Here is a 21,894-nt window from a genome sequence, read left to right as displayed (position 1 = left end):
ATTGTTTGGCATGTAACATAATCGCCACTGGTGAGTTTCTCCTCGGCGGCGGCCTTGTCATCCAGGGGCAATCGCCGCGGCTCGCGTCTTCCTGCGACGCGTCCGCCATCTACGGGGCGGCAGAAAACGGCTGCCACCGGCACGCAGCCATGACCAGCAAACGCCACGCGCGAGGAGCAAACGATGTTCCGTGACCGCATTCCGCCATTTCCCGCCGGTAGCGAGCCAATGCTGAACTCACCGCTGCAGAACTACCTGCGCGACCCCGGCGCGGCGATGCACGCCGTTTTCGCCGCACTGCGCGTGTTCGCGGTGTCGTGGGGCCCGATTCTCGGGCCCGCCGCCATCCTCGCCATCACCACCGGGCTGATCGGCCGCCGATGGTGGCGACGGCGGTGTCACGACCGGCTTGGCGTGGGGGCGCGCATGGTGACTGTGCTCGCCCCGCCGACCGTGGACCCCGACGGCGCCGCGGCGCTCTACGCCAACCTCGTCGGGCTGCTGCGACCCAGCTGGAAACGGCGCGTGCACGGCCAGCCGCACATCGTCTGGGAATACGTGTTCTCCCACAGCGGCGTGACGTTGCGGCTGTGGCTGCCAGGATTCGTGCCGCCGGGCATGGCCGAGCGAGCGATCGAAGCCGCCTGGCCCGGCGCCCACACCCGCCCCAGCCCAGCGAAGCCACCGATCCCGCTCACCGCACCACCCGGAAAGACAGTCGAAGCCGCAGGCGGTGAGCTGCGGCTCGCGCGCAGCGAAGCCCTCCCCATCCGCACCGACTTCCCCGCTGACCCGGTCCGCGCGCTCCTCGGGGCACCGGTCGGGCTGGCGAACCACGAACGTGCGGTCGTGCAGATCCTGGCGCGCCCGGTCACCGGATCCCGCGTCCGCAAAGCCCGCCGCGCAGCACGGCGCGTCCGTGCAGGCAGTTCAGCAAAGCTGGCAGGACGGCTGCTGGACCTCGTCACCCCGCACAGTGGCACGCGCCGCCCGAACACCGCGACGAAGAAGCCCGTGGTGGATCACCAGACGTCGCTGGAGAACTCGGCCCAGGACCGGGTGATCGTCGCCAAGCAGCGGGGTTCGCAGTACGAGACGCGGATCCGTTACGCCGTCGCCACCCTCGTTCCCGCCGAGGCCACCAAAGCTGAACGGGTAACGGTGCGCGAGCACCTGCGCGGACGCGGCCACGCGATCGCGTCGGCGTTCGCCGCGTTCAGCGAGCACAACTACTACCGCCGGGTCCGGCTCGCCAACCCCGTGCAAGCGGTCGCCGAGCGACGGCTGCCCGCCGGTGATCTGCTCTCGATCGCCGAGCTGGCCGTGCTCGCGCATGTCCCCACCGACGACGCGATCCCCGGTCTGCAGCGCGCCGGCGCGAAGGCTGTTCCGCCACCGCCCGGGATACCTGGCGAAGGCCAAGGGGTCAAGCCGATCGGGATCAGCGACTCCGGCCACCCGCGGCCGGTCGGGTTGCGGGTCTCCGACGCCCGGCATCACCTGCACATCCTCGGCGCCACCGGATCAGGGAAGTCCGAGCTGATGGCCCGGATGATCCTCGACGACGCTGACGCCGGCCGCGGCCTGGTCGTCGTGGACCCGAAGGGCGACCTGGTCCAAGACATCCTCATGCGCCTGCCGAAACGGCTCGGGAAGCGAGTGGTGCTCTTCGACGCCGACAGCCGCTCCCGCCCGCCCGTGCTCAACCCGCTCGAAGGCGACGACACCGCCCGCGTCGTGGACAACCTGGTATCGATCTTCTCCCACGTCTACTCCTCCAGCTGGGGACCACGCACGGAAGACATCCTGCGTTCCGGGTTACTCACCTTGCGCGAGCTGCCCGGTACCCCGACGCTGGCCGACCTGCCCACGCTGCTCACGGTGCCGGCGTTCCGGCACCGCGCGCTCGAGCAGCTCACCGACAGCCTCCTCCTCGGGTTCTGGACCTGGTACGACGAGCTATCCGAGGCCAGCCGGGCGCAGGTCGTCGCGCCGCTGATGAACAAGCTCCGCGGGCTCCTGCTGCGCCGCTTCGTCCGGGCGTCGCTCGCTGGCGGCGAGTCCACCGTGGACATGGACGACGTGCTCAACGGCGGGATCTGCCTCGTGCGGCTCGGCAAAGACGCACTCGGCATGGACACCGCGCGGCTGATCGGGTCCATCGTCGTCGCCCGGACCTGGCAGGCGGCGACCCGTCGCGCCCGCATTCCACAGTCCAAGCGCCACGACGCCGGGCTCTACATCGACGAATGCCATAACTTCCTCAACCTCGCCTACCCCATGGAGGACATGCTCGCCGAAGCCCGCGGCTACCGGCTGTCCATGACGCTGGCCCACCAGTACCTGCGCCAGCTTCCCCGCGAGCTGGAGGAGGGGATCTCTACCAACGCCCGAAGCAAGATCATTTTCAACGCCTCACCGGAGGACGCGCGATCGTTGGCACGCCACACCCTGCCGAGGCTCACCGAACACGACCTCGCCAACCTCGGCCGATTTCACATCGCCGCCCGCCTCGTACTCGACAGCGAGGAAGTACCACCGTTCACCGCCCTAACCCAGAAACTATCGCCTGCGGTCCCCGGACGTGCCAGGGAAATCCGCCGGCGCGCCAAGGTCAACACCCAACCGCCGACCGCGCCCAACGTCGAGCAGGGTGACCCAGCTCAGCGGACCCCACTCGATCCCCGACGCACCACCTGAACGGCCCGTCCAGCACAGCCACTCCGGCATCACCAGCCCGGCCAATCCCCACTGGCTGGCGAAGGGACGGTATTCGATCAGTGCGCTATTCGGAGGTCCGTTCTATCGCCAGCGTGGCGAGGTAGTCAAGCTTCGTGCCGGGGTCCAGTTCAGCCCGGGTGTCATGCACTGGCTGGCCACAGGAATCCTACGACTACAGGGGGCGCGTTAGCCAGTCGAGCCGCTGGGGCCATTGCGGGCCCAAATGCCTATTCAGGAGTACTACCAGTCGTGGGCCATCAACGAACTCGAAGCGCGCGTTGGCGCTGGCAAGAGCATGGACACCTTTGGTGCCGCCGCTGGTGGTGACTAGTACGCCGCCCGTGGCATGCTCATTGGAAACAACTCCAATTAAGGAGCGCGCTTCCTGGACACCCACTTTGCGACCGTACTGCTTGCATTCAACGAGCAGTTTCTGCTTCCCGCCCGGTGTGGATTTCATCGCCACTACGTCCCTTCCCCCGTCGCCGGTCGGCGGAGTCAGTATGACTTCGAATCCTATTGCAAGGTAGAGGCGGGCGATCAAGCACTCAAACTGTCGCGGTGTAATTCCCATTAGCGCTTCACGCCATGGTATCGAGCTGTTGTCGATGTAGTAGGTGTTAATAACAGCGACCGCGTCCGCGAGCCCCTCGCTTCGACCTCCTGGAAGGCGGCCCCTGTGTGCGCGAGCGTACGACTCAACAACCATGGCGGCGCGCGCTGGCGAGTCGGGTAGCAGGTCGATCGCCCAGCGCACTCCGGGGTGCGCGTGCATGCCAGGGCGCATAGTTAGGGACAAGCGGCGAAAGTACTCGTACTGCCCTTGTAGCGCTTTGAATTTTTCTTGCTTCTCTATCAAGGAAAGATGTAAATCGTCATCAAAACCGAAGGTTACACCGTCAAAGAGGAGGTGCTGCAACAATCGACGAACATCAGGCTCATGCCGCTCAGCAACCGACGCCAGGTACTCGTCAAGCAGGCGCCGAGTGGGGAATGACCAGGTATGTAGACCCCTGGGCGAGCGTGGACCGTCAGGGTCCAGTGTCAAGATTGTGGTCAGCCACTCCTCCAATTTTCCATCCCAGTGCACGCCAACTCGCACATCCCCTGTGGCGGCCGTTGCATTGCACGTTGGTCCCAACCGGATTCCGCGCGACTCCTCAGACGCCACCGAACCCAACTGGCGCCGAACTGGCCAGTGCTGTGCTGCAGTCGGAGACGTCCCATCGATCGACATCTGGAAGTCCTCGTCATCGCCGCAGTCCGAGCAGATGTGGGCACTGTCTCCGGTCTGCTCGTCCCGCACATGTGACAGGGCCGGAAACTGCCTGGTGCTGTGTCCGCAACGAGGACACCTCCAGGAGTTGCCTGTATCGAGAAGCTTATACACGTCGACGTGAGTATTCGGCATGCGCTCAAGCTTGCCGTATGCCGTCAGCGTTGTCTGCTGCGCCTGCGGGACGACTCCAGTTGGGCCGAAGGCACAAGCATCCGAAACCGCCCGAAGTCCCGGTGACGGTCTGGTCATGAGCACTCTTGGCCCCACTCCGAAGACCGGCGGAGCCGGGCACCGCGACCGGCTCGGCTAAGTGCACGAGTCGCCTGTTTTGATGGAGGTGCTTTAGTCCATGATCAGTAACCCGACCCCGCAACGCGCTTTGCGCGGGCACCGTCCCGCGCGCGACGTGCCTCGCGTGCGCAACTCCGCCGACCACCACGCCTGGCTCGTCAGACACCTGACGGCCCGAGACCGGTGGCTGGTGCGGATGCTGTTCGAACACAAGGTGTTCACCACCCACCAGATCGTCGACCTCGCCTTCCCCACCCGACGCGCGGCGAACCTCCGGCTGCTCAACCTCCACAAATGGGGAGTGCTGCACCGATTCCAGCCGCACCGCGACCTCGGCTCGCACCCGATGCACTACGTCCTCGACACCGCTGGCGCGACAGTGCTGGCCCACGAGGACGGCATCGAGCCGAAGACTATGAACTACAGCCGTGACCGCGAAGTCGGCCGAGCGTACTCGCTGCAACTCGCGCACACCGTGGGCTGCAACAGCCTGCTCACCACGCTCGTCCACCACAGCCGTCAGCCAAACACCACCGGCACACTCACAGCGTGGTGGTCAGCCGCGCGCTGCGGGCGACACTGGGGCGACATCATCACCCCCGACGGCTACGGCCGCTGGCGCGAAGCTGGCCGCGACGTCGAGTGGTTCATCGAGTTCGACTTCGGCACCGAACAGCTCTCCCGGCTGGCCGCCAAGCTCATCCGCTACGAACAGCTCGCCAGCGCAACAGGCATCACCACACCCATCCTATTGTGGCTGCCCACCCCCGAACGGGAAGCAACCGTCCGGCAGGTGCTTGCCAAGACACTGCAGTCGCTCGATCACCCTCGCCGCGTCCCCGTGGCCACCACTAACGCCGCCGCAGCCACCAACCCGGTCGACATGACCGAACCACGGTGGCGACGCATCGGCGACGCTGACTCCGCCGGACGTACCCGGCTGGTCGACCTTCCCAGCTTGTGGCCCGATCTCGCCGAACCACAGCCACACGCGCCCGGTGACGGCCGAACTCGCCAGACCGTCGACGAGCGACCCGATCCCGCCCCACCGCGACCAACACCCCCATTCGGGCCCACCGACTACGGGAGGTGAACATCTGTGGGCAAGACGATCAGCACCATCGCGGCGTTCGCCATCGGGCTACTCTTTCTCGTCGGTGGCGGCGTCCTCGCCGTAGTCCAGTCGATCTTCGACACCAGTAGCAGCCAGCCCTCACCCGCCGCCCTGGCCGACATCCCAGCCGACTACCTCGCGCTCTACCAGCGGGCCGCCACAACATGCCCGGGACTGGACTGGTCCATCCTGGCAGCGATTGGCAAGATCGAGTCCGACCATGGACGGAGCCCACTCTCCGGTGTCCACAATGGAGAAAACTACGCCGGTGCAGGTGGACCGATGCAATTCCTGTCCTACACCTTCGCCAGTGTCATAGCCCGCCACCCGATCCCAGCGGGCGGGGCCGATCCGCCGTCACGATACGACCCCCACGACGCGATCTACGCAGCCACCTACTACCTCTGCGATTCCGGTGCACAGCAGGACGTCCGCAAGGCGATTTTCGCGTACAACCACGCCGACTGGTATGTGGACGAGGTGCTCGCGCAGGCCAAGCAGTACGGCGATGCCGTTGTGGGAAAAGGAAACTGCACTACTATCCAAGCGTCGAATACGGCGACGAACATGGCGATCAACTTCGCGTGCGGCCAATTGGGCTTGCCCTACGTGTGGGGAGGCAACGGTCCCGCTGGTGGAGATGCCGGGTTCGACTGCTCCGGACTCACCAAAGCCGCGTACGGCGCTGCCGGAATCTCGCTTCCCCGTACTGCCCAGACGCAGTACAACGCCGGCCCCCTGGTGCCCGCCGACCAGCCGCTACTTCCCGGCGACCTGGTCTTCTACGGCACACCGACCAACGTCCACCACGTGGGACTGTACGTCGGAGCCGGCAAGATGATCAACGCGCCGACCTTCGGGCAGCCGATCCAGATTTCCTCGTACCGCTGGGCCGGAGACGACCATCTCGGAGCCTCACGTCCGGTTAACTAGGCTTTATTGCATTTGATGCAACATTGGCCGTGATTCGATGCTACTTGTCCTTGCTGGTCAGGGCACTGCCTGTTGCAGCCCAGCGGGAGGTGCCGCGTGCCGTTGACCTCGACTGTCAGATGTGGATGCAACGATGTTTTATCCATTGCAACCGGAGGTTCAGGCGTCGCGAATGTTGCCGCTTGTGAGAGAACCGGCTGCACCACGTACGCGACGTGACCTGGGCGAGGACCACAGTCAGGTCCGCATTGGCAATGCCCAGGTGTCACGTCCGGCCCGCGCAATCTCGCCACCAAGCCGGCCCTTCGTCAGGCCGGCCCAGACAACATCGCGAAAGCGTAATGCTACAACGCAGGCCGGGTGGGAGAGGTCGGAAACACCGTTAGCGACCTGAATATGGTCCACAGACCGGCCCCGGCGGTCGAGTCGGAGGCTCCGGCCGCGGAGGGTGTCCTGCAATGGGGTTACAAGGTGGCGGGTTAACGATGGGATTGCAGTTGCCCTGCGGTGCACACGCTGGGCTACACGCGGGCCCACAGTTCTGGATGCCTGTCGGTTCGGCAGGGGGGCAATCGATCCCTATAGACCCTCGCTGGAGGAAAAACGACGTAAGGTCCTCTCTTATTCGGTGGAGCCGCTCGCCATTGAGCACTGATGTAAGGCTATCGGCGGCAATATTGCCTACCTTGAACCTCGCGTCACGCGAAAAGACACAGGGTTGTACGGTGCCATCCGGCATGATCGCCAATACGCCATCAGCGCACTTCCCGCAAAGCTCGTCTTCAGTGACACAGGCTTCTGTGCCCCTCCCGCGCCCAACCCCACGCTGATCATCCACGCCTATGGCGCTCCGATGAACTCCGATGCTTACAAGTTCCTCCACTGCAGCGTCGATGCCCTGATCTTCAGACAATCGGATAATCCCGACACGGAGTGGAATTCCCCTCCGCGCCGCCTCCGCAATATTCGCTCTTGTGCGTCCGTAGCTCCCCGCGCGGTGGGTGATCTGATCGTGGACCTCTCCGCCCACAGAGTAGTAGCTGGTTGCGAGGCTGACACCAGGCTGTGTGAGAGCTTGCCAGACGTGCTCGCGGATCGAGAACAAATTCGAGAACACCTCGACGCGCAGTCCCAGTTGACGCGCGTGTGTTATGAGAGGAGACAGCGCTGGATGAGATGTTGGCTCGCCGCCAATGAACTGGACCTGCTGGACTCCGGCAATGGCGGCTTCCGTGAGCGTTTGCATCCATTGATCAGCAGAGACGATGCCGTGACCTTGACCTGGCCCGCTCGATGCGTAGCAGTGACTGCATTCGAGCTGGCAGTTGCTCGTTATCTCAAGCCACATGAAATGCGTGTCACGCCGCGGATGGCCAGCATCTGTTACGACAGACTCCATGTCGCACCTCTCGCTCGGACTCAGTGTGCACCACGGGCGTGATCAATCTTCCGGTGATGGCGGTACGCCTCAGATAGACCGTTGTTAGCTGCATCCAATGCTGCTAACGACAATGCACGTCCACTCAGACGCGTACACGCCGTCCAGCGTTACAGATACTGGGCATGCGGCGGCACCCCATTGTTGCAGGTTTGCACGCCGCAGCTGGAGTCGACAAGTAACCGACTAGATGAAATGCTCGGCTAGGGGTCTATACTTTTTGCTATACCGAATCTCTTGGGTGCAACTCTGCGGGACGGTAGCTTGTCATCGTGGCCAACCCTCGACAGCGAACAGCTAGCGGTGATGCTGCACGCTCATACGACACTACGAATTTGGACCTGGTGCGGCTGCGCCGATACGCCAAGCGTGTTACGACCGAGAGCAAGTCACCTCCAAAACCGGATATTACGACTGTGGTACGTGGCCGAATCTCACGCCGTTGACGCTTCGGCGGCTGCGCGTTCACTCGTTGGGGTGGTGATCGTCTCACCAGGGTTGGCTTGTCTCATCGAAATGACGATGTGCGCGGCATGGGCGATGAGGACCACCCCTCGGAGCTATCCAGGTTCCACGTCTCGTGGCTGGGCCAGCACGGCGAGATACGGGCTACACTGGTGGCCGCGGCGGCAACAGAGTTCGAGGAGGTCCCACTGGTCAGGGACTTCCCATCGTACCGAGGTCAGCGCCACTTCCCGGGTATGTACCACTCGACAACCTCGTCACCTCCATCCGTCTCGGCGATCGCTCCCGGGCTCAGGACCATTCTGGTGACACCGGGTGGTTGTCACTGCTGAGCCGACAGTGAAGTGGTCATAATCGGCTCATGAACGATCCGCTGGATCACACACCACCTGCCGTGGCCAACACGATCACGGGTGATGTTGCTGGGGTCGTGGTCCAGGCCGGGACGGTCCACGACGTCCACATCCACCCGCCGATGCCGGCCCGGCCTGTGGTGACACCGCCCTACCGGTACGGGACCTTTCCGCCGCGGGCGGCGTCGTTCCAGCACCGCTCGATCACCCTAGACCTGGCCGCAGCTACCGCCGCGGGCCACACAGCGATGTTGACTTCCGACGGCGCGGCGTCGACCAGTGTGGTGTCCGGTCTGGGTGGCGTGGGCAAAACGCAGTTGGCGCTGGACTACGCCGAGACGGCCTGGGCCGGAGGCGAGGTCGATCTGCTTGTGTGGATCACCGCGACCTCCCGGGACGCGCTCGTGTCCGACTATGCCCGCCTGGCCGCAGACCTAACGGGCACCGATGACCCCGACCCCGAGCAGGGAGCCCGGCGGCTGCTGGCCTGGTTGGCCACCGCCGACACGCGGTGGCTGGTGGTCCTCGACGATGTGCAGACCCCGGCGGATCTGCGCGGCTTGTGGCCGCCGGCCACGCCGTGTGGGCAGGTCGTGGTCACCACCCGCCGTCGCGACGCCGCGCTCCGAGGGCACGGGCGCCGGCTGATCGAGATCGACGTATTCGCGTCCGCTGAGGCAGTCGGCTACCTGATCGGTGCCCTCTCCGACCAGCAGCATCTGCTTGACGAGGTCAGCGAGTTGGCTGCAGATCTCGGGTTTTTGCCGTTGGCGTTGGCCCAGGCCGCTGCGTTCATGCTGGATCGCAATCTGTCCTGCGCCGGCTACCGGGAACGACTGGCTGATTGGCGACACCAGTTGGCGGGGTTGGTGCCTGAGCCGGAGAGCCTGCCCGATGAGTACCGGGCCACGGTGGCCGCGACGTGGTCGTTGTCGATCGAGCAGGCCAATCAATTGGAACCGACTGGGCTGGCCGGGGTGGTGTTGGAGGTCGCGAGCGTGCTGGACGCTAACGGCATCCCGATCGAACTGTTCACAGCACCATCGGTGTTGGCGTTGCTGACCGAGGCGACCGGACGCGAGGTGGACGGGAAACAGGTACGTCGCTTGTGGCCACGACGGAGGCGACGTGGCCGCGAGGTGGACGCGGAGCAAGCACGAGACGGGGTGGGCTGCGCGCACAGGCTGAGCCTGCTCAGCCTGGCCTCGGGGTCGACGCGGCCCACAGTGCGGGTACACGCCCTGGTGCAGCGAGTCACCCGGGACACCGTGCCCGCCGACCGCCTGCCGATCCTGGTGCGGGCAGTGGCCGACGCGCTGGCGTCGCTGTGGCCGCAGGTCGAGCGGGATACCGTCGTCGGCCAGATGCTGCGGGCTAATGCAGAGGCAGTAACCGCGGTCGGCGGGGCTCATCTGTGGCATCCGGACGGGCATCCAGTCTTGTTTCGGGTCGGGTCCAGCTTGGGCGAGGCCGGGTTGGTGCGCCAGGCCCGGGACTACTTCGCGCGAATGGACACCGCGGCAACCAGAAATTTGGGTCCTGATCACCCCGACACTCTGACCATCCGCAACAACCACGCCTATTGGCGTGGTCGGTCTGGTGATCCTGCTGGCGCCGCGGCTGCATGTATGGAGCTGCTGGCCGACCGGCTGCGAGTGCTCGGCCCCGACCACCCCAACACCCTGACTACCCGCAGCAACCTCGCTTACTTGCGTGGTGAGACGGGTGATGCCACCGGCGCCGCAGCTGCGTTCGAAGACCTACTGGCCGACCGGCTGCGTGTGCTCGGCCCCGACCACCCCAACACCCTAGCGACCCGCAACAACGTTGCCCACTGGTGTGGTGAAGCGGGTGATCCCGCAGGTGCCGCGGCTGCGTATGTGAAGCTGCTGGCCGACCGGCTGCGTGTGCTCGGCCCCGACCACCCCGACACCCTGAGCACAGTGAGCAACCTCGCCTACTGGCGTGGTGAGACGGGTGATCCCGCAGGTGCCGCAGCTGCGTTTGAGGAGCTGCTCGCCGACCGGCTGCGTGTGCTCGGCCCCGACCACCCCGACACCCTGAGCACAGTGAGCAACCTCGCTTACTGGCGTGGTGAAGCGGGTAATGCCGCCGGCGCAGCAGCTGCGTTCGAGAACGTACTGGCCGACCGGCTGCGTGTGCTCGGCCCCGACCACCCCGACACCCTGGCGGCCCGCGCTAACCTTGCCCACTGGCGTGGTAGGGCTGGTGATCCCGCTGGCGCCGCGGCTGCGTATGTGGAGCTGCTCGCTGACCGACTGCGTGTGCTCAGTGCAGACCACCCCGACACCCTGGCCACCAGCGATGAGCTTGCCCACTGGCAGAAGGCGTTGGAGGACAGTCCCTCTGACTGACCTACTGCTCTACCTAGCGTCGGCTTCTTACCTGACCGTTGGTCACGCCTGACACAAACGATTACATGTTCGCGGCAAGTGCATTTCACCCAAGGCAACCCGACACACTCTTCCGCCACGGGTCATAGTTAACCACGGCTCCGCTCGGTACTTGCGAAAAATGACAACTCCAATAAGAATCCTGCACGTTCAGTCTAGGATAACCTGTTATTCCGCTGGTCAGAGCCCGCCCGCACTGACACGATCACCGAGACGGTCCCGCGTCAGTTACCGGAACTTGGCACCGGCCCGTACTCTTGTCGATCATTCCGTCTCGGCAAAGCTGTCATCGCGCAGGTCAGAGGCCCAGGTGCACAGTGTCCGGGCGCTGCCTGACGATGGCTGACCAGGTGTGCCGGGCGTAGTCGACGAAACCTGACGCATCCCAGTCGCCCATAACCTCGGCAACGTCACGCCCGTTGGAATCCTTCTGCGGCAAGGCTGCCACCGTCGCGACGACGGAGAGGGCACGTCAAGGCGGCCGCTTCCATACGCTCCGTGCCACGCGGTCTCGGTGACGTGTGAGGCGGCTTCAGCGATCTTTTGCGCGTGCGCCTCCGGGTTGAATGCGGTTGCTCAGCGTTTCCGCGTACTCGTGGCAGCGGGCGGAGAGGTCTTCTTAGGCGATGACGGGGACATAAAGTGCTCCGGATGAGTGCGGATACTTCGACGGCATGAAACAGTTCAGCGATGTAGTTGCAACCGGGCTTGAAGGAAGGCTGACCCAAGTCCCGGTACCGGTGGGAATCCGTCCGCGAGCAATAACCTCGGAGCCCGCGACCGGCAGAATTCCGGCAGATAGGTGATGCGCTAGGCTGGCGGTCCGCGCGCCCTTCGGTTGGTGAGCGGTGTTGGATGCCCGGCGGGTGAGTTGCTGCGCCTCTTCGGAGGTGTTCATCCGCCGGGCCCACTCCACACGGCTTGGTGCCGTCGCCAGAAACTCTGACGTGTTCCGATTGCCGTCGCGGAAAATCAAGATCAACTTCTCCTGCGGTCGGTTCACCGGCGACCACGGGCGCGAGCGCGGCGATCAGGCGACGGCGACGCGAACGTCGATGCGGGCAGCGTCCGGCACGTTGAGAGCTGCCCCCGTCGACGTGCACCCGGCTTGGTACCTGGTCCTGTTGGCCGAGGATGGCGTCGGCGACGGCGAGGACGCGTTCGGCGGATTGGCATCCGATGTCGCGGTCGGCGACCCAGCCTTCGACGTAGGGCAAAGAGTAGGCCAGGGTGTCCAGTCCCATACGGCGGTCACGATGCAGGCCACCGATTCCTCTTTCCGTCGAGCAGCTGCTCTCGGGCGGCCGCCAGGCTTTCGGCGCGTTCTTCAAGCGACAAGGTGGGACGGGTCTTCCGGCGGGTTGCGGACGTGCGGCGTCCGGGCGGTCGGGTAATTGCGGATCGCTCCTTCGTTGTGTGGTGCGGTGTTGGGGTTGCGGCGTGGCGCGACGGGGTTGCTGTCCCGACGCGCCACGCAATGCGTGCTGGTAGAGCTGGTGTCCTACTGGCGATTGCCGTCGGCGGGTCGCTCCCACTCGAAATCGGTGTCAACCATGTAACAGCCGTCGGGATCGCGGACGACCCGGGTCGGCAGGTAGCCGTCTTCGGCGGCAGAGAGCCAGTCCACGAGAACGATCGTGCCGTCGTCCCAGTAAGCCATCGGTCCGCCGGGGTGGCGGCGTTCGGTGTCGTTGAGCCAGGCGACCACGACGGCCGCGACCGCCGGACGGAACCGGGGCTTGTTCGCGCGGCTCCAGCCTGCGTCGGGGTCGATCGTGGCCGGGAATACAGGGTCGGATCCGGTGAGGTTCATCGTGACCAGGATTTCGCCGTCCTCGGGTGTGAGCCTGTCGGTGTCGGCGAGCAGCGCGGTTTCCGCGGCCACATCAGGCTCGGGTGTTCCCAGCTCCCAAATCCACTCTCCGGCGCCGATCGCGTACCGACGGTCGGCGTCGGGCTCGAACCGGTACGTGTGACCGGCGTAGGTGTCGGCGACGATCAGGACGTCGTCGTCGAACACGGCCCTGTAATTCCCGACCACGGGATCGCTGGCGTGCGGCAGGTTCAGCCACGCAGCGATGACTTCGGCGGTGTCGCGGGTGAATAGGGGGCGGACAAAGCCGTTCCAGCGCTTATCATCGATGACTGCGGGGAACGCAGGTTTCCGGTCGGCCAGCGCGACGTAGACTTCGCCGTCTCGTGCGCGGCGATTGCCTGGCGTGTCCATGATGTTCCTTCCGGTTGCTGCGGTTGCGGTGTTGGGTATGCCGCGGCGCGCGGGGTTGCTGTCCCGATGTGCTCCGTGGTGTGCGTCGTTCAGGGCGACGGGTGCGGGCCGTGGGCGCGGTAGTCGCTGAAGGCGGCGTCCAGTTCATCAATGAGGGCTTCGAATTCGCCGCCGGAGTAGTTGCATTCGGCCAAAGCGCCGACGGCGTCGGCCAGTCGTTCAATCAGCTCGGCGGGATCGTTCTGTCGGTGGTCCATGGCGGGCTCAGTTCCCGGGTGAACGGACGGGCATGATCAAGTGCCGGAATGCCGCATCGGTGGTGAGTCCGTCGGCGGCGTCGGTGAGCAGGACGGGGCGGTGGACGCTGGCTTGGGTATGCAGGGTGATCGTGTCGCCGGTGAAGCTGGTGAGCGCGTCGGCGAAGAAGGCGGGCGAGAACCAGAATCGTTCGGGGCTGGTAACCCCGTCGACAGTCGCTGGTTGCTCGGGCGCGGTCACCGTGTCGGCGTGCTCCTCGAGCGCGGGAGCGACGGATACCGACGTTCCAGTGAACGTGACAATGACCTGTCCGCCGCGCTGGCGTTTCGCGTCGAGCACCGCCGCCGCGCGCTGCGTCGCGGCCAACAGGGCGGCGCGGTCGGTTTGTATGACGCCAGCCGCGGAACCGGGGATGAGCTGGCGGTACGGCGGGAACACGGCGTCGATCGTCCGCACGGACACGGTGACGTGCCCGCACGTGAGCGAGACGACTCCCGGGTTGGTCGAGTCGTCAAGGCCGATCCGGACACGGTCACCGGTGAACCGCTTGACGACGGGCGCGACCAGATGTCCCGGGATCAGCGCGGCGACGGTCTCGCCGATTCCGGTGGTCGATACCGCCGGGAGCGGCGCCATGGCGAGCCGGTACCGGTCAGTGCCTGCCATCGTGACCGCGCCGGGCGCGATATCGAGGTGAACGCCCGTGAGCATGGGCAAGGCGTCGTCGGTGCCGACCGCGACCATGACGCGCGCCATGTCGCGGGCGAACGTGTCACGGTCGACCTGCGCGACGGTCGGCCCGGCGCCGGGCATGGTGGGGTACTCCTCGGCGGGGAAGTCGGTGACGGGCATCGTGTACCCAGCAAGATCAACTACTGGGGTGCCGTTGTCGAGGGTGCGTACGGTGACCGCCAGTGCGTCGGCATCGCGCTTGCGGGTGCCCTTGACCAGCGCGCCGAGAAGCTTGGTGAGTTCGCCGTGATCAAGGAGCAGGGTGCCCGGGGTGTCGACCGTGCCGGGGAGCCGGACGGTCACGGTCGTGTCGTAGTCGGTGCCCGTGATCGTGAGATGGCCGTCTCGGGCCTGCAGCAGCGCGCCGCCCAGCATCGGAACGACAGGCCGTTTGGAGATGGCGAGTCCGACCGTGGTCAAGGCGTCGGCCAGGGTGGCGCGATCGGTGGTGAAACCCATCCGGGCAACCGAGCTGGTCCGCGTGGTGGTTGGGGTGTCTGCGGTGATGGTCATCGTGGGTACCTCCGTGGTTGTGCAGCGTGGAACGGGCTGCGGATGCGGCTAGGCCGCTGGTAGGGAGTGCAAACGACGTGCGGGAGCATGCGGGCCGACGGCGTAGGTTCCGTCGTGCAACGGGGTGAGTTCCATATGCGGCGCGGTGTCCCCCGCGTGCGGGGTGTGCATGATCAGGCATCCGGCGAGGTCGCCGCCAACGTCGTCGGGCACCCGGCGGATGGTGAGCGTGAACGCTCCTCGCGGGTCGCCGACCGAGATTGACACCGTGACGGAATCCTCTGATTCTTCGGTGTGCACGGCGGCGCTGTTGCACCAGGACACGGGGATGGGTTCCAGGTCGTGCGGACCTTCGCCGCGTTCCGGGTCCGTGTCGGTGGCGGGTTCGAAGTCGGTACAGACCGTGCCGTTCGACTCGCTTTCGTATCCGTCCGCGGTTTCGGTCAGGTCTTCGCCGCACATGCGGCATCGATGGATGGCGGACGCGTCGGCGTCGAATTCGAGACTGACCGTGTCCGGTGTGTCATCGGACAGTCCGGCCGGGACACCGTCCACGTAGAGCGCAGCAAACATCGCAAACCTCACAAGGGCAAGGGATCGAAAGGGAAACCGGGCCCGCGGGCGCGTCGGCTGGGAGCTGCCCGCGGGCGCCGGAACGATCAGAAGATGAAGAACCCGACTCGGCCGGTACGGCACGATGGGCAGGCAATCGTATTGGCGGTGTCGAAGTCGTCGGCGTCGTCGAAGTGCCACGCGTCGGCGTCGCAGTCCTCCGGCCGGAAGTGCCACGAATCGGCGTAGGCCACCCATCGGGCGTCGCACGACTCGCAGCCCGCTGAGCACTCGGACGCGCCGAACCCTTCCAGCTCGAACACCCATCCGTCGGGATCGCTGTTCATACCGGCGACGCCGACTAGGGTGTCGGTGTAGTCGCCGGTTTCGCCGACCAAATACCACCCGGCGGGCACGATGTAGGAACGGTCGGTGATCGTCCAGCGGTCGGCGTAGGCGTGCCCGTACCGGATCACGCGACTGTTGGCAGCCGGGGAAAACCCACACCAGACACCGACCAGCGCGAACGGCCGCAGCACCTGGACCGCGGTCACCGTGCGCCCGTCGGACAAATACGCCTGCCCGGACGTCTCGTGCACCACGGTCCGGGTGTCGACGTACCCCGCGGCCTCGAGTTTGGCGAGTACGTCCGATGCGGAGTTGCCTTCAACGTCGGGCATGTCCGGCCGTTGTGGCAGGTCCGGGCGGAAGTCTGAGAGTTCCGCCCGGACGTAGGGCGACACGGCGTAGGTCGGCGACCCCGACACCATGGCGAAGCGCAAGGCTTCGTCCAGGCGTCGACCCCAGGGCTTGTCGGCGTTGTCGAGCATGACGGAGATGGTTTCGGATGCGTCCACAGTGAGCGAATATTGCGACACGGACGCGTGAAGAATAGTCATCACGGACTACCTTTTCGGTCGAACGGATCGGTGTTGGATTGAGAATCAGAGTTCAGGGTTGCCGTCCCGTTCTCTGATACCTACAATTCTAGTCGCCTTAAACGGAGAATCAATACCCCATTCGTGGATTTCTCGCCCCCTTCACCGGAACGTCCAACAAAGCAAGCAATTTCCATCGAGGAAGCAGACCGATCGACATAGTCGCAAGCCAAGGACATACAGAAGCAGATAAGACACAACGCAAAGTGATTAGAGGAGAGGAGAGGAGAGGAGAGGAGAGGAGAGGAGAGGAGAGGAGAGGAGAGGAGAGGAGGCAATCGACAAGAAAGGGTTAGATAAAAATAAGTAAGCTTAATGCGACAAACAAAAACGATATCCATCCATCCGCCCGCCTGTTTATGTGCCTGCCGGCACCCAAGTCGGGAGGTACGCAGGCAGTACTCGCAGCTCCTCGACCTGCAACAAGGCAGCGTCGAGCCACTACCTCTCTAGTGGGCAGGCAGATGAGTAGCCAGATGGGAAGGCACACGGGAAGGCGGACGGGCATGTAGGGTCTCACGGCTCGCTCCATTCTCTCACCAGCGCCTTCATCTCCACTTCATTTGTGAAGCGTGGTTGAGACTGGGCCGTCAGGGTGTTGTCGCCGACGTTGCTACGCACCGTGTGCCCGACCGGCGGGAAGGTGTCCCTGCTGGCAGTTACCCGGTCGTGAGGATCGGTTATAGCGGACGTAGCCGATGCGGCGCGCCGACACGCTATCGGAAGCGTTTCAGGCGTGAGCGTCGGTCGATGTCGACGCGCTGATTCTAGCATTGCCGTGGCGGACTTTCCGCTGCTAAAAGGGGCAGAAACATTACTCGGGCGCTTTTGGGGCTTCTACGGTGCGGGAGCCGGTGATCCACAAGTCCCGGCTGGAGTTGGCGCGCAGGCGTTCGAGAGCCTACCCCGGCGACCACTGCCCGTGATGCGTTCAGAATTGCTGCATCTGTTGTGGTAACAGCATTTTCTGGTTGACACGACCCGACCGTTGAGGCGGACGCAGGTGCTGAGGAGAGCTGGATGAGTGGCGCAACGGTGCGTGTTGGTGTTGATACTCGCTTCCTCTACGACGGCGAAGGGCCGAGGTCGTGGAGATGCCCAGCACGTCGGCCGGAAGCGAAGTGGTACTGAAGTACGTCACCAGGCAGACGGTTCGTTGGGTCTCCGTCCGGGAGCTATTGACCTCGCAGCGGGCACCGGTAATCGCCGACGGGCCAGGCCCGTCCTCTGACGATCCCGGTGATATCGCCAACGTGGTACCGACTGCACGTCGGCCGCCCTGACCGAGTTCCCCCTGCACCTGGCGCCGAACCCGCCCGGCGGCCTGCGCGTCACCGCCGTGGCCGACGGCTCCTTGAAGCGCCTGAAGCTGTGCGCCTCCCCGGACTGCCGCTGAGCCTTCCACGACGCCTCCCGCAGCGGGGGCCGACGCTGGTGCACGATGGAGGTCTGCGGCAACCGGCACAAGACCCGCGCCTCCCGCCGCTAGGCGGACTGAGCTCGCGCCCGAAGGCCAGGTGCGGATCAGCCGTGAGGGGCTGACATGATCGGCGCATGGCATCCGCCGAGACCGCAACGGCCGCCGGGCTCATGGACCGCACCCGTGACGGCGCACTGCTCTACGGCCTGACCCCACCACGGCAGACCACCACCCCCGACCAGGCTGGTGCCGTCGCCGACGCGGCCCTGACTCGGCTCCGGTCGGTGCAGATCGACGGGCTCATCCTCTACGACGTGGACGCCGAGGCCGACCGGACCGAGGCCCCGCGACCGTTCCCGTTCATGCCGATGATGGACCCGGCCCACTTCCTCGACGACCACCTCGCAGACTGGGCTGGCCCGGTGATCGTTTACCGCGCCGTGGGCAAGTACACCGGCGACCAGCTGGACTGCTGGTGGTCGGAGGCCGACCACGACCGGGTGCTGACCGTTCTGGTCGGCGCGGCCTCCCGGCACCAGGTGGTCCGGACGAGCCTTTCCGAGGCCTACCGCTGGCATGCCGGGCTCTCCCTCCCGCCGCGGATGGGCGGCGTGGTCATCGCCGAGCGACACGCCGCCTCGGGGACGGAGCACGCACGCATGCTGCGCAAGCAGGACGCTGGCTGCGAGTTCTTCGTCTCCCAGGTCTGCTACGACCTGGACCGCACCCGCAACCTGCTCTCCGACTACAGCCACGGCTGCCGCGACCGAGGCCTGGACCCGAAGCCGGTGGTGCTGACCCTGGCCCCGTGCGGGTCGGTGAAGACCCTGGAATTCATGACCTGGCTCGGCATCGACGTCCCGCGATGGCTCCGGGCCGAGATCACCCGCGGTGACCCCCTCACCGCCTCGTACGAGCAGTGCCTACTCAACGCCCGAGCCCTGATCGCCTACTGCCGCCGCCTCGGCCTGCCGTTCGGGATCAACATCGAGAGCCTCACCAACCGCAGACTCGAGATCGACGCCTCCATCGACCTCGCCCGGGAGATCCGCGACCTGCTGGGCTGAATCATGGATGTCATCTTCAGCCTTGCGGACAGGGCTAAAGAAGCTCCACTGTGCCCAGGACGACGGGTTCTCCAGCGCCCACTCCTGAAGATCCCGATAGAAGCCACGGACCTGGAAGAAGATGGTGTGGTAACCCTTCCGAGGACGGCTGCTTCCGTCTTTCCCGGTGATCGTCTTCGTGCGTTCCCTCCAGATCGCGGCGACGTCGTGGGGGAGGTCGAGGATGTCGACGTCGGGGTGATGGTGCTCGATGTCAGCCCAGAAGTTGCCAACGAGGATGCTGACCAAGTTCTTGAAGCTGCTGTAGTCGAGTGCGGGGCGGCGTTCGTCGAGGTAGCGCACGAGCACATCTCTCACCGGATGGCACCGGATGCGGCGGGCGTTCACCAGTTCCGCAGTCGGCCGCTGCCCGTGACGCACCGCGTCCTTGAGCGTTGCGTGTTCCCCGAGGTTGCCTGTGGTGATGACCAGGTGCGTTGCGATATCGCGCAGGTTCAGGCTCTGCTGGTCGCGTGGGTGCAGGGCCGGACCTCGTCCTACGTGACCGGTGTGGAAACGGTGGGGTGGTCGCGGCCGCGCAGGGAGTACGGCGCGACAGGGCACGTCGCGGTTCAGCTGATCTTGCGTACCAGGCCGGTGTAGCCGGCGAGGGCGAGGGTGGCCAGGCCCCAGACCGCGGCCTGCACGATCCAGATCGCGACGGTGAACATGCCGCCCCAATCGGTGTCGGTGTTCAGGTCGCAGCGAGCGCGTACCCCTGTCGGGGAGAGCGGCAGTCCGCGGTCGAGGCCGAGACCGATCAGCTCGACAGTGGAGCAGGGCTGACCAACGGCGCTGCTGAAGGAGGCGGTGCGTTCGGCGGTGTGATGCCCGCCGTCGGTGACGTGCCCGGCTCCCAGGCCGAGCCCGCCCGCGGCGATCAGGGCGAACAGCAACGCGGCCGCGGTGCGCCGGGCGCGATAGCCGTACCCGGCGAGTGCGCCCCACAACCGGTGGAATTCCCGGGTGAACCGTCCACCGATCGCTTCAGGGGTGCGGCGGTGCAGGTCCTGCTGCTGGGCGATGAGGATGCGGCGGGCGTTGTTGTCGTGCCCGGCGGCGCGTTCCACCCCCGCCAGCTGTTGATAAGGCGACGGGCTGTAGCACGGACTGTGGAACCGAATCAGGTGCAACCACTGCGCCCAATTCAACTCGGCCAGCGATCCGAAGGTGAAATCGTTCAGGTCGATCGTCCTGGACCAGTGGCACGAACGTCCCCACGGCTCCGGACACACCACCACCGTCGGAAAGTACAGCGCGCCCTCCACCTGTGCTTCCTGGAGGTCGATGCGGTGACCCGCAGCGTTGATAATCCTCGTGTCTGTCCAGCTGAGTTGGCCGCCGATGTGAGCGCCGGGCAGTCGGACGGCGCCGAGCTCACCAGTGCCGGTCGCCCGGACATGCTCCAGGTACAGGCCGCTGTCGACGCGCAGGCCATCAGCGTTTAGGGCGGGGCCGGTGCCGTTACGGAGGACCGCATTGCTGACGTCGAGTTGGCCGCCGATGTGAGCGCCGGGCAGTCGGACGGCGCCGAGCTCACCAGTGCCGGTCGCCCGGACATGCTCCAGGGACAGGTTGTCGTCGACGCGCAGGCCATCAGCGTCCAGGGCGGGGCCGGCGGAGTTGGTGATGACCGCGTTGCTGACGTCGAGTTGGCCGCCGATATGGGCGTCCTCCAGCAGGATCGTGCCGAGCTCACTGGACCCGGCGACGCGCACAGCGGTCAAAGTGAAGTCGCCGTGGACGCGGACGCCGACCGCGTGCAGGAGAGTGAGGCTGCTGCGGGAGAGGTCAAGCCACGGCAGGTGCGCGCCCTGAGCGCTGACTGGGTCGGTGAGTACGCACCCGATCAGGGCGAGGCCAGTGGCTGGACGAAGGTGATCCAGGTCAAGTGCCCCCGTGATGCATGCTCCGCGGACTCGGACGCCGTGGGGATCGAGTTCGCCATGACGGCCGAGAAGCAGTTCCCGGAGTAGGCGAGCACGGACACAGCGCGCGGGATCGGTACTGCCGGACAGGACAGCGACATCGAGGCCGCCACACGTCAGCCACAGACCATGGCGGGCCGCATGGACCAACTCAGCCTCCCGCGCCGAGAGGTCCTCGAGCTTCGATACAGGCTCCGCTTCGTGGCTCACCCTGACCAATCGCTCAACAACCGCATCCCGCTACACCCCCAAGTCCGGCGGCGGCACGGCTGCACTGCTGTTCTCCCCAGGAGAGCCGACTGCGCCGGCCCCCTGGCTGGGATACCGAGACTACGGTCGAAGGTCCCCGTACGACGGGCCGTCAAGCGAGAGGAGGTCCACCCCAGGCCACACTTTGCGTTGGCCACGGAGCCCGAACGCAGGTGTGAGCTGGGCGGCAGACCACATGTCGTCGGCATCGTCACCAGTCTCGCCAGGCCGAGTCGGGTCGTTCGGCCGGTCGGTTTCGCGGGCTCATGAACCCCTCTGGCGACGTCAGATATCCCAACTGTCTGAATGCCTCCCTTCAGTGCGGGGTTCGTCGGCTTCGGCGGCGTAGGCGGCCCAGTCGCCGCTGCCGGCGCGTTGCCAGGTGACCGCGACGGCGATGTGGATGCCGAGCACCTTGGCAAGCGCCGCTGCGGGCAGATCGGTGGTGAGCTGGAACAGCGCGGCGGATCGGGACTGCCCGCATTGGATGCCGAGCTTGTTGAGGCGTTCGGCCATGCGGAAGGCGCTGACGGCCCGTCCCGGCCGGCCGCCGGGGAACAGCCACGGCGACGGGCCTGGATCGCCAACGGTGGCATGCCCCTGGTGGGTCGCGGCGACCTGGCGAACGAGCCCGGCCAGCGGTTCGGGGAGCAGGATCGGTTCACGCCTCAGCCGGAGGTGCACATCGCTCTGGCTGACGTCGACGTCAGCGAGTGTCAGAGCAGACGATGCGGCTGGCGGCTGGGCGTAGAGGAGCACGAGCAGCCCGGCGACGCGGTCCTCGGTTTTGAGGGTGTCGTCCTGCAGCAGCCTGCGGCCTGCTCCCAGCGGGTCTCGGTGTCGATGCTCCCGATGGGGCCGCCCAATCTGACCGCCGCGAAGTCCAGTCGGGCCAGCTTCTGCCGGCGGGCCCAGCGGACGAAGTTCCCGGCCGCGTCTCGGTGAGTGGCCTGCGGACTGGCC

Annotated in this window: 17 protein-coding genes and 1 pseudogene; 9 read left to right on the top strand and 9 right to left on the bottom strand. The window is 65.7% G+C overall.

Going from position 1 to position 21,894, the window contains the following annotated elements:
• Positions 1-183: 183 nt before the first annotated feature.
• Positions 184-2,700: a helicase HerA domain-containing protein gene (locus QMK34_RS03480; RefSeq protein ID WP_326411360.1), complete on the top strand. Its 2,517-nt coding sequence runs from the start codon at positions 184-186 to the stop codon at positions 2,698-2,700.
• Between the two features lie 193 nt (positions 2,701-2,893).
• Here the strand turns inward: QMK34_RS03480 and QMK34_RS03475 are convergent, their stop codons facing one another.
• Positions 2,894-3,643, bottom strand: coding sequence for a restriction endonuclease (locus tag QMK34_RS03475; RefSeq protein ID WP_326411357.1), 750 nt, complete (start codon positions 3,641-3,643; stop codon positions 2,894-2,896).
• 706 nt (positions 3,644-4,349) lie between these two features.
• On the opposite strand from QMK34_RS03475, the gene QMK34_RS03470 reads away from it, so the two are divergent.
• Both QMK34_RS03470 and QMK34_RS03465 read left to right on the top strand, forming a co-directional pair.
• Positions 4,350-5,384 (top strand): replication-relaxation family protein, encoded by a 1,035-nt coding sequence (locus QMK34_RS03470; RefSeq protein ID WP_326411354.1) that lies wholly within the window; start codon positions 4,350-4,352, stop codon positions 5,382-5,384.
• 6 nt (positions 5,385-5,390) lie between these two features.
• Positions 5,391-6,338 (top strand): C40 family peptidase, encoded by a 948-nt coding sequence (locus QMK34_RS03465; RefSeq protein ID WP_326411353.1) that lies wholly within the window; start codon positions 5,391-5,393, stop codon positions 6,336-6,338.
• A 382-nt stretch (positions 6,339-6,720) separates the two neighbouring features.
• On the opposite strand, the gene QMK34_RS03460 is transcribed toward QMK34_RS03465, so the two are convergent.
• Entirely contained in the window at positions 6,721-7,686 is a 966-nt protein-coding gene (locus tag QMK34_RS03460; protein WP_326411419.1) for a radical SAM/SPASM domain-containing protein, read from the bottom strand.
• A 916-nt stretch (positions 7,687-8,602) separates the two neighbouring features.
• On the opposite strand from QMK34_RS03460, the gene fxsT reads away from it, so the two are divergent.
• Positions 8,603-10,969, top strand: a complete 2,367-nt coding sequence (fxsT, locus tag QMK34_RS03455) for an FxSxx-COOH system tetratricopeptide repeat protein (RefSeq protein ID WP_326411350.1) — start codon at positions 8,603-8,605, stop codon at positions 10,967-10,969.
• A 1,540-nt stretch (positions 10,970-12,509) separates the two neighbouring features.
• On the opposite strand, the gene QMK34_RS03450 is transcribed toward fxsT, so the two are convergent.
• The 5 genes from QMK34_RS03450 to QMK34_RS03430 form a co-directional block, all read right to left on the bottom strand.
• Positions 12,510-13,235 carry a hypothetical protein gene (locus tag QMK34_RS03450; protein WP_326411348.1) on the bottom strand — a complete coding sequence of 242 codons (726 nt, stop codon included), beginning with the start codon at positions 13,233-13,235 and terminating at the stop codon, positions 12,510-12,512.
• Between the two features lie 89 nt (positions 13,236-13,324).
• Complete coding sequence (locus QMK34_RS03445; protein ID WP_326411346.1) at positions 13,325-13,492, bottom strand: hypothetical protein; 168 nt, start codon at positions 13,490-13,492, stop codon at positions 13,325-13,327.
• 7 nt (positions 13,493-13,499) lie between these two features.
• On the bottom strand, positions 13,500-14,738 hold the full coding sequence (gene dnaN / locus QMK34_RS03440) for a DNA polymerase III subunit beta (RefSeq protein WP_326411344.1): 1,239 nt from the start codon (positions 14,736-14,738) through the stop codon (positions 13,500-13,502).
• Positions 14,739-14,786: 48 nt separating this feature from the next.
• Complete coding sequence (locus QMK34_RS03435; protein ID WP_326411341.1) at positions 14,787-15,311, bottom strand: hypothetical protein; 525 nt, start codon at positions 15,309-15,311, stop codon at positions 14,787-14,789.
• Positions 15,312-15,397: 86 nt separating this feature from the next.
• Positions 15,398-16,147 (bottom strand): hypothetical protein, encoded by a 750-nt coding sequence (locus tag QMK34_RS03430; RefSeq protein ID WP_326411338.1) that lies wholly within the window; start codon positions 16,145-16,147, stop codon positions 15,398-15,400.
• Positions 16,148-17,636: 1,489 nt separating this feature from the next.
• Here QMK34_RS03430 and QMK34_RS03425 point away from each other — a divergent pair.
• The 3 genes and pseudogenes from QMK34_RS03425 to QMK34_RS03415 all read left to right on the top strand — a co-directional run.
• Positions 17,637-17,717 (top strand): annotated as a pseudogene (locus QMK34_RS03425) (CGNR zinc finger domain-containing protein); the annotation flags it as partial.
• A 65-nt stretch (positions 17,718-17,782) separates the two neighbouring features.
• Positions 17,783-18,715, top strand: coding sequence for a 5,10-methylenetetrahydrofolate reductase (locus QMK34_RS03420; protein ID WP_326411335.1), 933 nt, complete (start codon positions 17,783-17,785; stop codon positions 18,713-18,715).
• A gap of 3 nt (positions 18,716-18,718) precedes the next feature.
• Positions 18,719-19,357, top strand: a complete 639-nt coding sequence (locus QMK34_RS03415; protein WP_326411333.1) for a hypothetical protein — start codon at positions 18,719-18,721, stop codon at positions 19,355-19,357.
• On the opposite strand, the gene QMK34_RS03410 is transcribed toward QMK34_RS03415, so the two are convergent.
• Positions 19,327-20,481, bottom strand: coding sequence for a hypothetical protein (locus tag QMK34_RS03410; RefSeq protein WP_326411330.1), 1,155 nt, complete (start codon positions 20,479-20,481; stop codon positions 19,327-19,329). The two genes, QMK34_RS03415 and QMK34_RS03410, sit on opposite strands and share 31 nt — an antisense overlap.
• Before the next feature lie 12 nt (positions 20,482-20,493).
• Between QMK34_RS03410 and QMK34_RS03405 the strand changes: the two genes are divergently transcribed.
• Positions 20,494-20,730, top strand: a complete 237-nt coding sequence (locus QMK34_RS03405; RefSeq protein WP_326411327.1) for a hypothetical protein — start codon at positions 20,494-20,496, stop codon at positions 20,728-20,730.
• Between the two features lie 486 nt (positions 20,731-21,216).
• Here the strand turns inward: QMK34_RS03405 and QMK34_RS03400 are convergent, their stop codons facing one another.
• A complete protein-coding gene (locus tag QMK34_RS03400) occupies positions 21,217-21,447 on the bottom strand; it encodes a hypothetical protein (protein ID WP_326411324.1) in 231 nt (76 codons plus the stop codon).
• A gap of 78 nt (positions 21,448-21,525) precedes the next feature.
• Here QMK34_RS03400 and QMK34_RS03395 point away from each other — a divergent pair, with 78 nt between their 5' ends.
• Positions 21,526-21,876 carry a hypothetical protein gene (locus QMK34_RS03395; RefSeq protein ID WP_326411322.1) on the top strand — a complete coding sequence of 117 codons (351 nt, stop codon included), beginning with the start codon at positions 21,526-21,528 and terminating at the stop codon, positions 21,874-21,876.
• Positions 21,877-21,894: the final 18 nt, after the last annotated feature.

The sequence above is a fragment of the Amycolatopsis sp. H20-H5 genome, assembly GCF_035828755.1.
Classification (GTDB): domain Bacteria; phylum Actinomycetota; class Actinomycetes; order Mycobacteriales; family Pseudonocardiaceae; genus Amycolatopsis.
This window is presented reverse-complemented; position numbering and strand designations above follow the sequence as displayed.

Coding starts and splice junctions, on each gene's coding strand:
- QMK34_RS03435 (WP_326411341.1), bottom strand. CDS start 15,311: ATGTTTGCTGCGCTCTACGTGGACGGTGTCCCGGCCGGACTGTCCGAT.
- fxsT (WP_326411350.1), top strand. CDS start 8,603: ATGAACGATCCGCTGGATCACACACCACCTGCCGTGGCCAACACGATC.
- QMK34_RS03395 (WP_326411322.1), top strand. CDS start 21,526: ATGCCCCTGGTGGGTCGCGGCGACCTGGCGAACGAGCCCGGCCAGCGG.
- QMK34_RS03450 (WP_326411348.1), bottom strand. CDS start 13,235: ATGGACACGCCAGGCAATCGCCGCGCACGAGACGGCGAAGTCTACGTC.
- QMK34_RS03420 (WP_326411335.1), top strand. CDS start 17,783: ATGGCATCCGCCGAGACCGCAACGGCCGCCGGGCTCATGGACCGCACC.
- dnaN (WP_326411344.1), bottom strand. CDS start 14,738: ATGACCATCACCGCAGACACCCCAACCACCACGCGGACCAGCTCGGTT.
- QMK34_RS03445 (WP_326411346.1), bottom strand. CDS start 13,492: ATGGACCACCGACAGAACGATCCCGCCGAGCTGATTGAACGACTGGCC.
- QMK34_RS03470 (WP_326411354.1), top strand. CDS start 4,350: ATGATCAGTAACCCGACCCCGCAACGCGCTTTGCGCGGGCACCGTCCC.
- QMK34_RS03415 (WP_326411333.1), top strand. CDS start 18,719: ATGGATGTCATCTTCAGCCTTGCGGACAGGGCTAAAGAAGCTCCACTG.
- QMK34_RS03460 (WP_326411419.1), bottom strand. CDS start 7,686: ATGTGGCTTGAGATAACGAGCAACTGCCAGCTCGAATGCAGTCACTGC.
- QMK34_RS03400 (WP_326411324.1), bottom strand. CDS start 21,447: ATGGCCGAACGCCTCAACAAGCTCGGCATCCAATGCGGGCAGTCCCGA.
- QMK34_RS03480 (WP_326411360.1), top strand. CDS start 184: ATGTTCCGTGACCGCATTCCGCCATTTCCCGCCGGTAGCGAGCCAATG.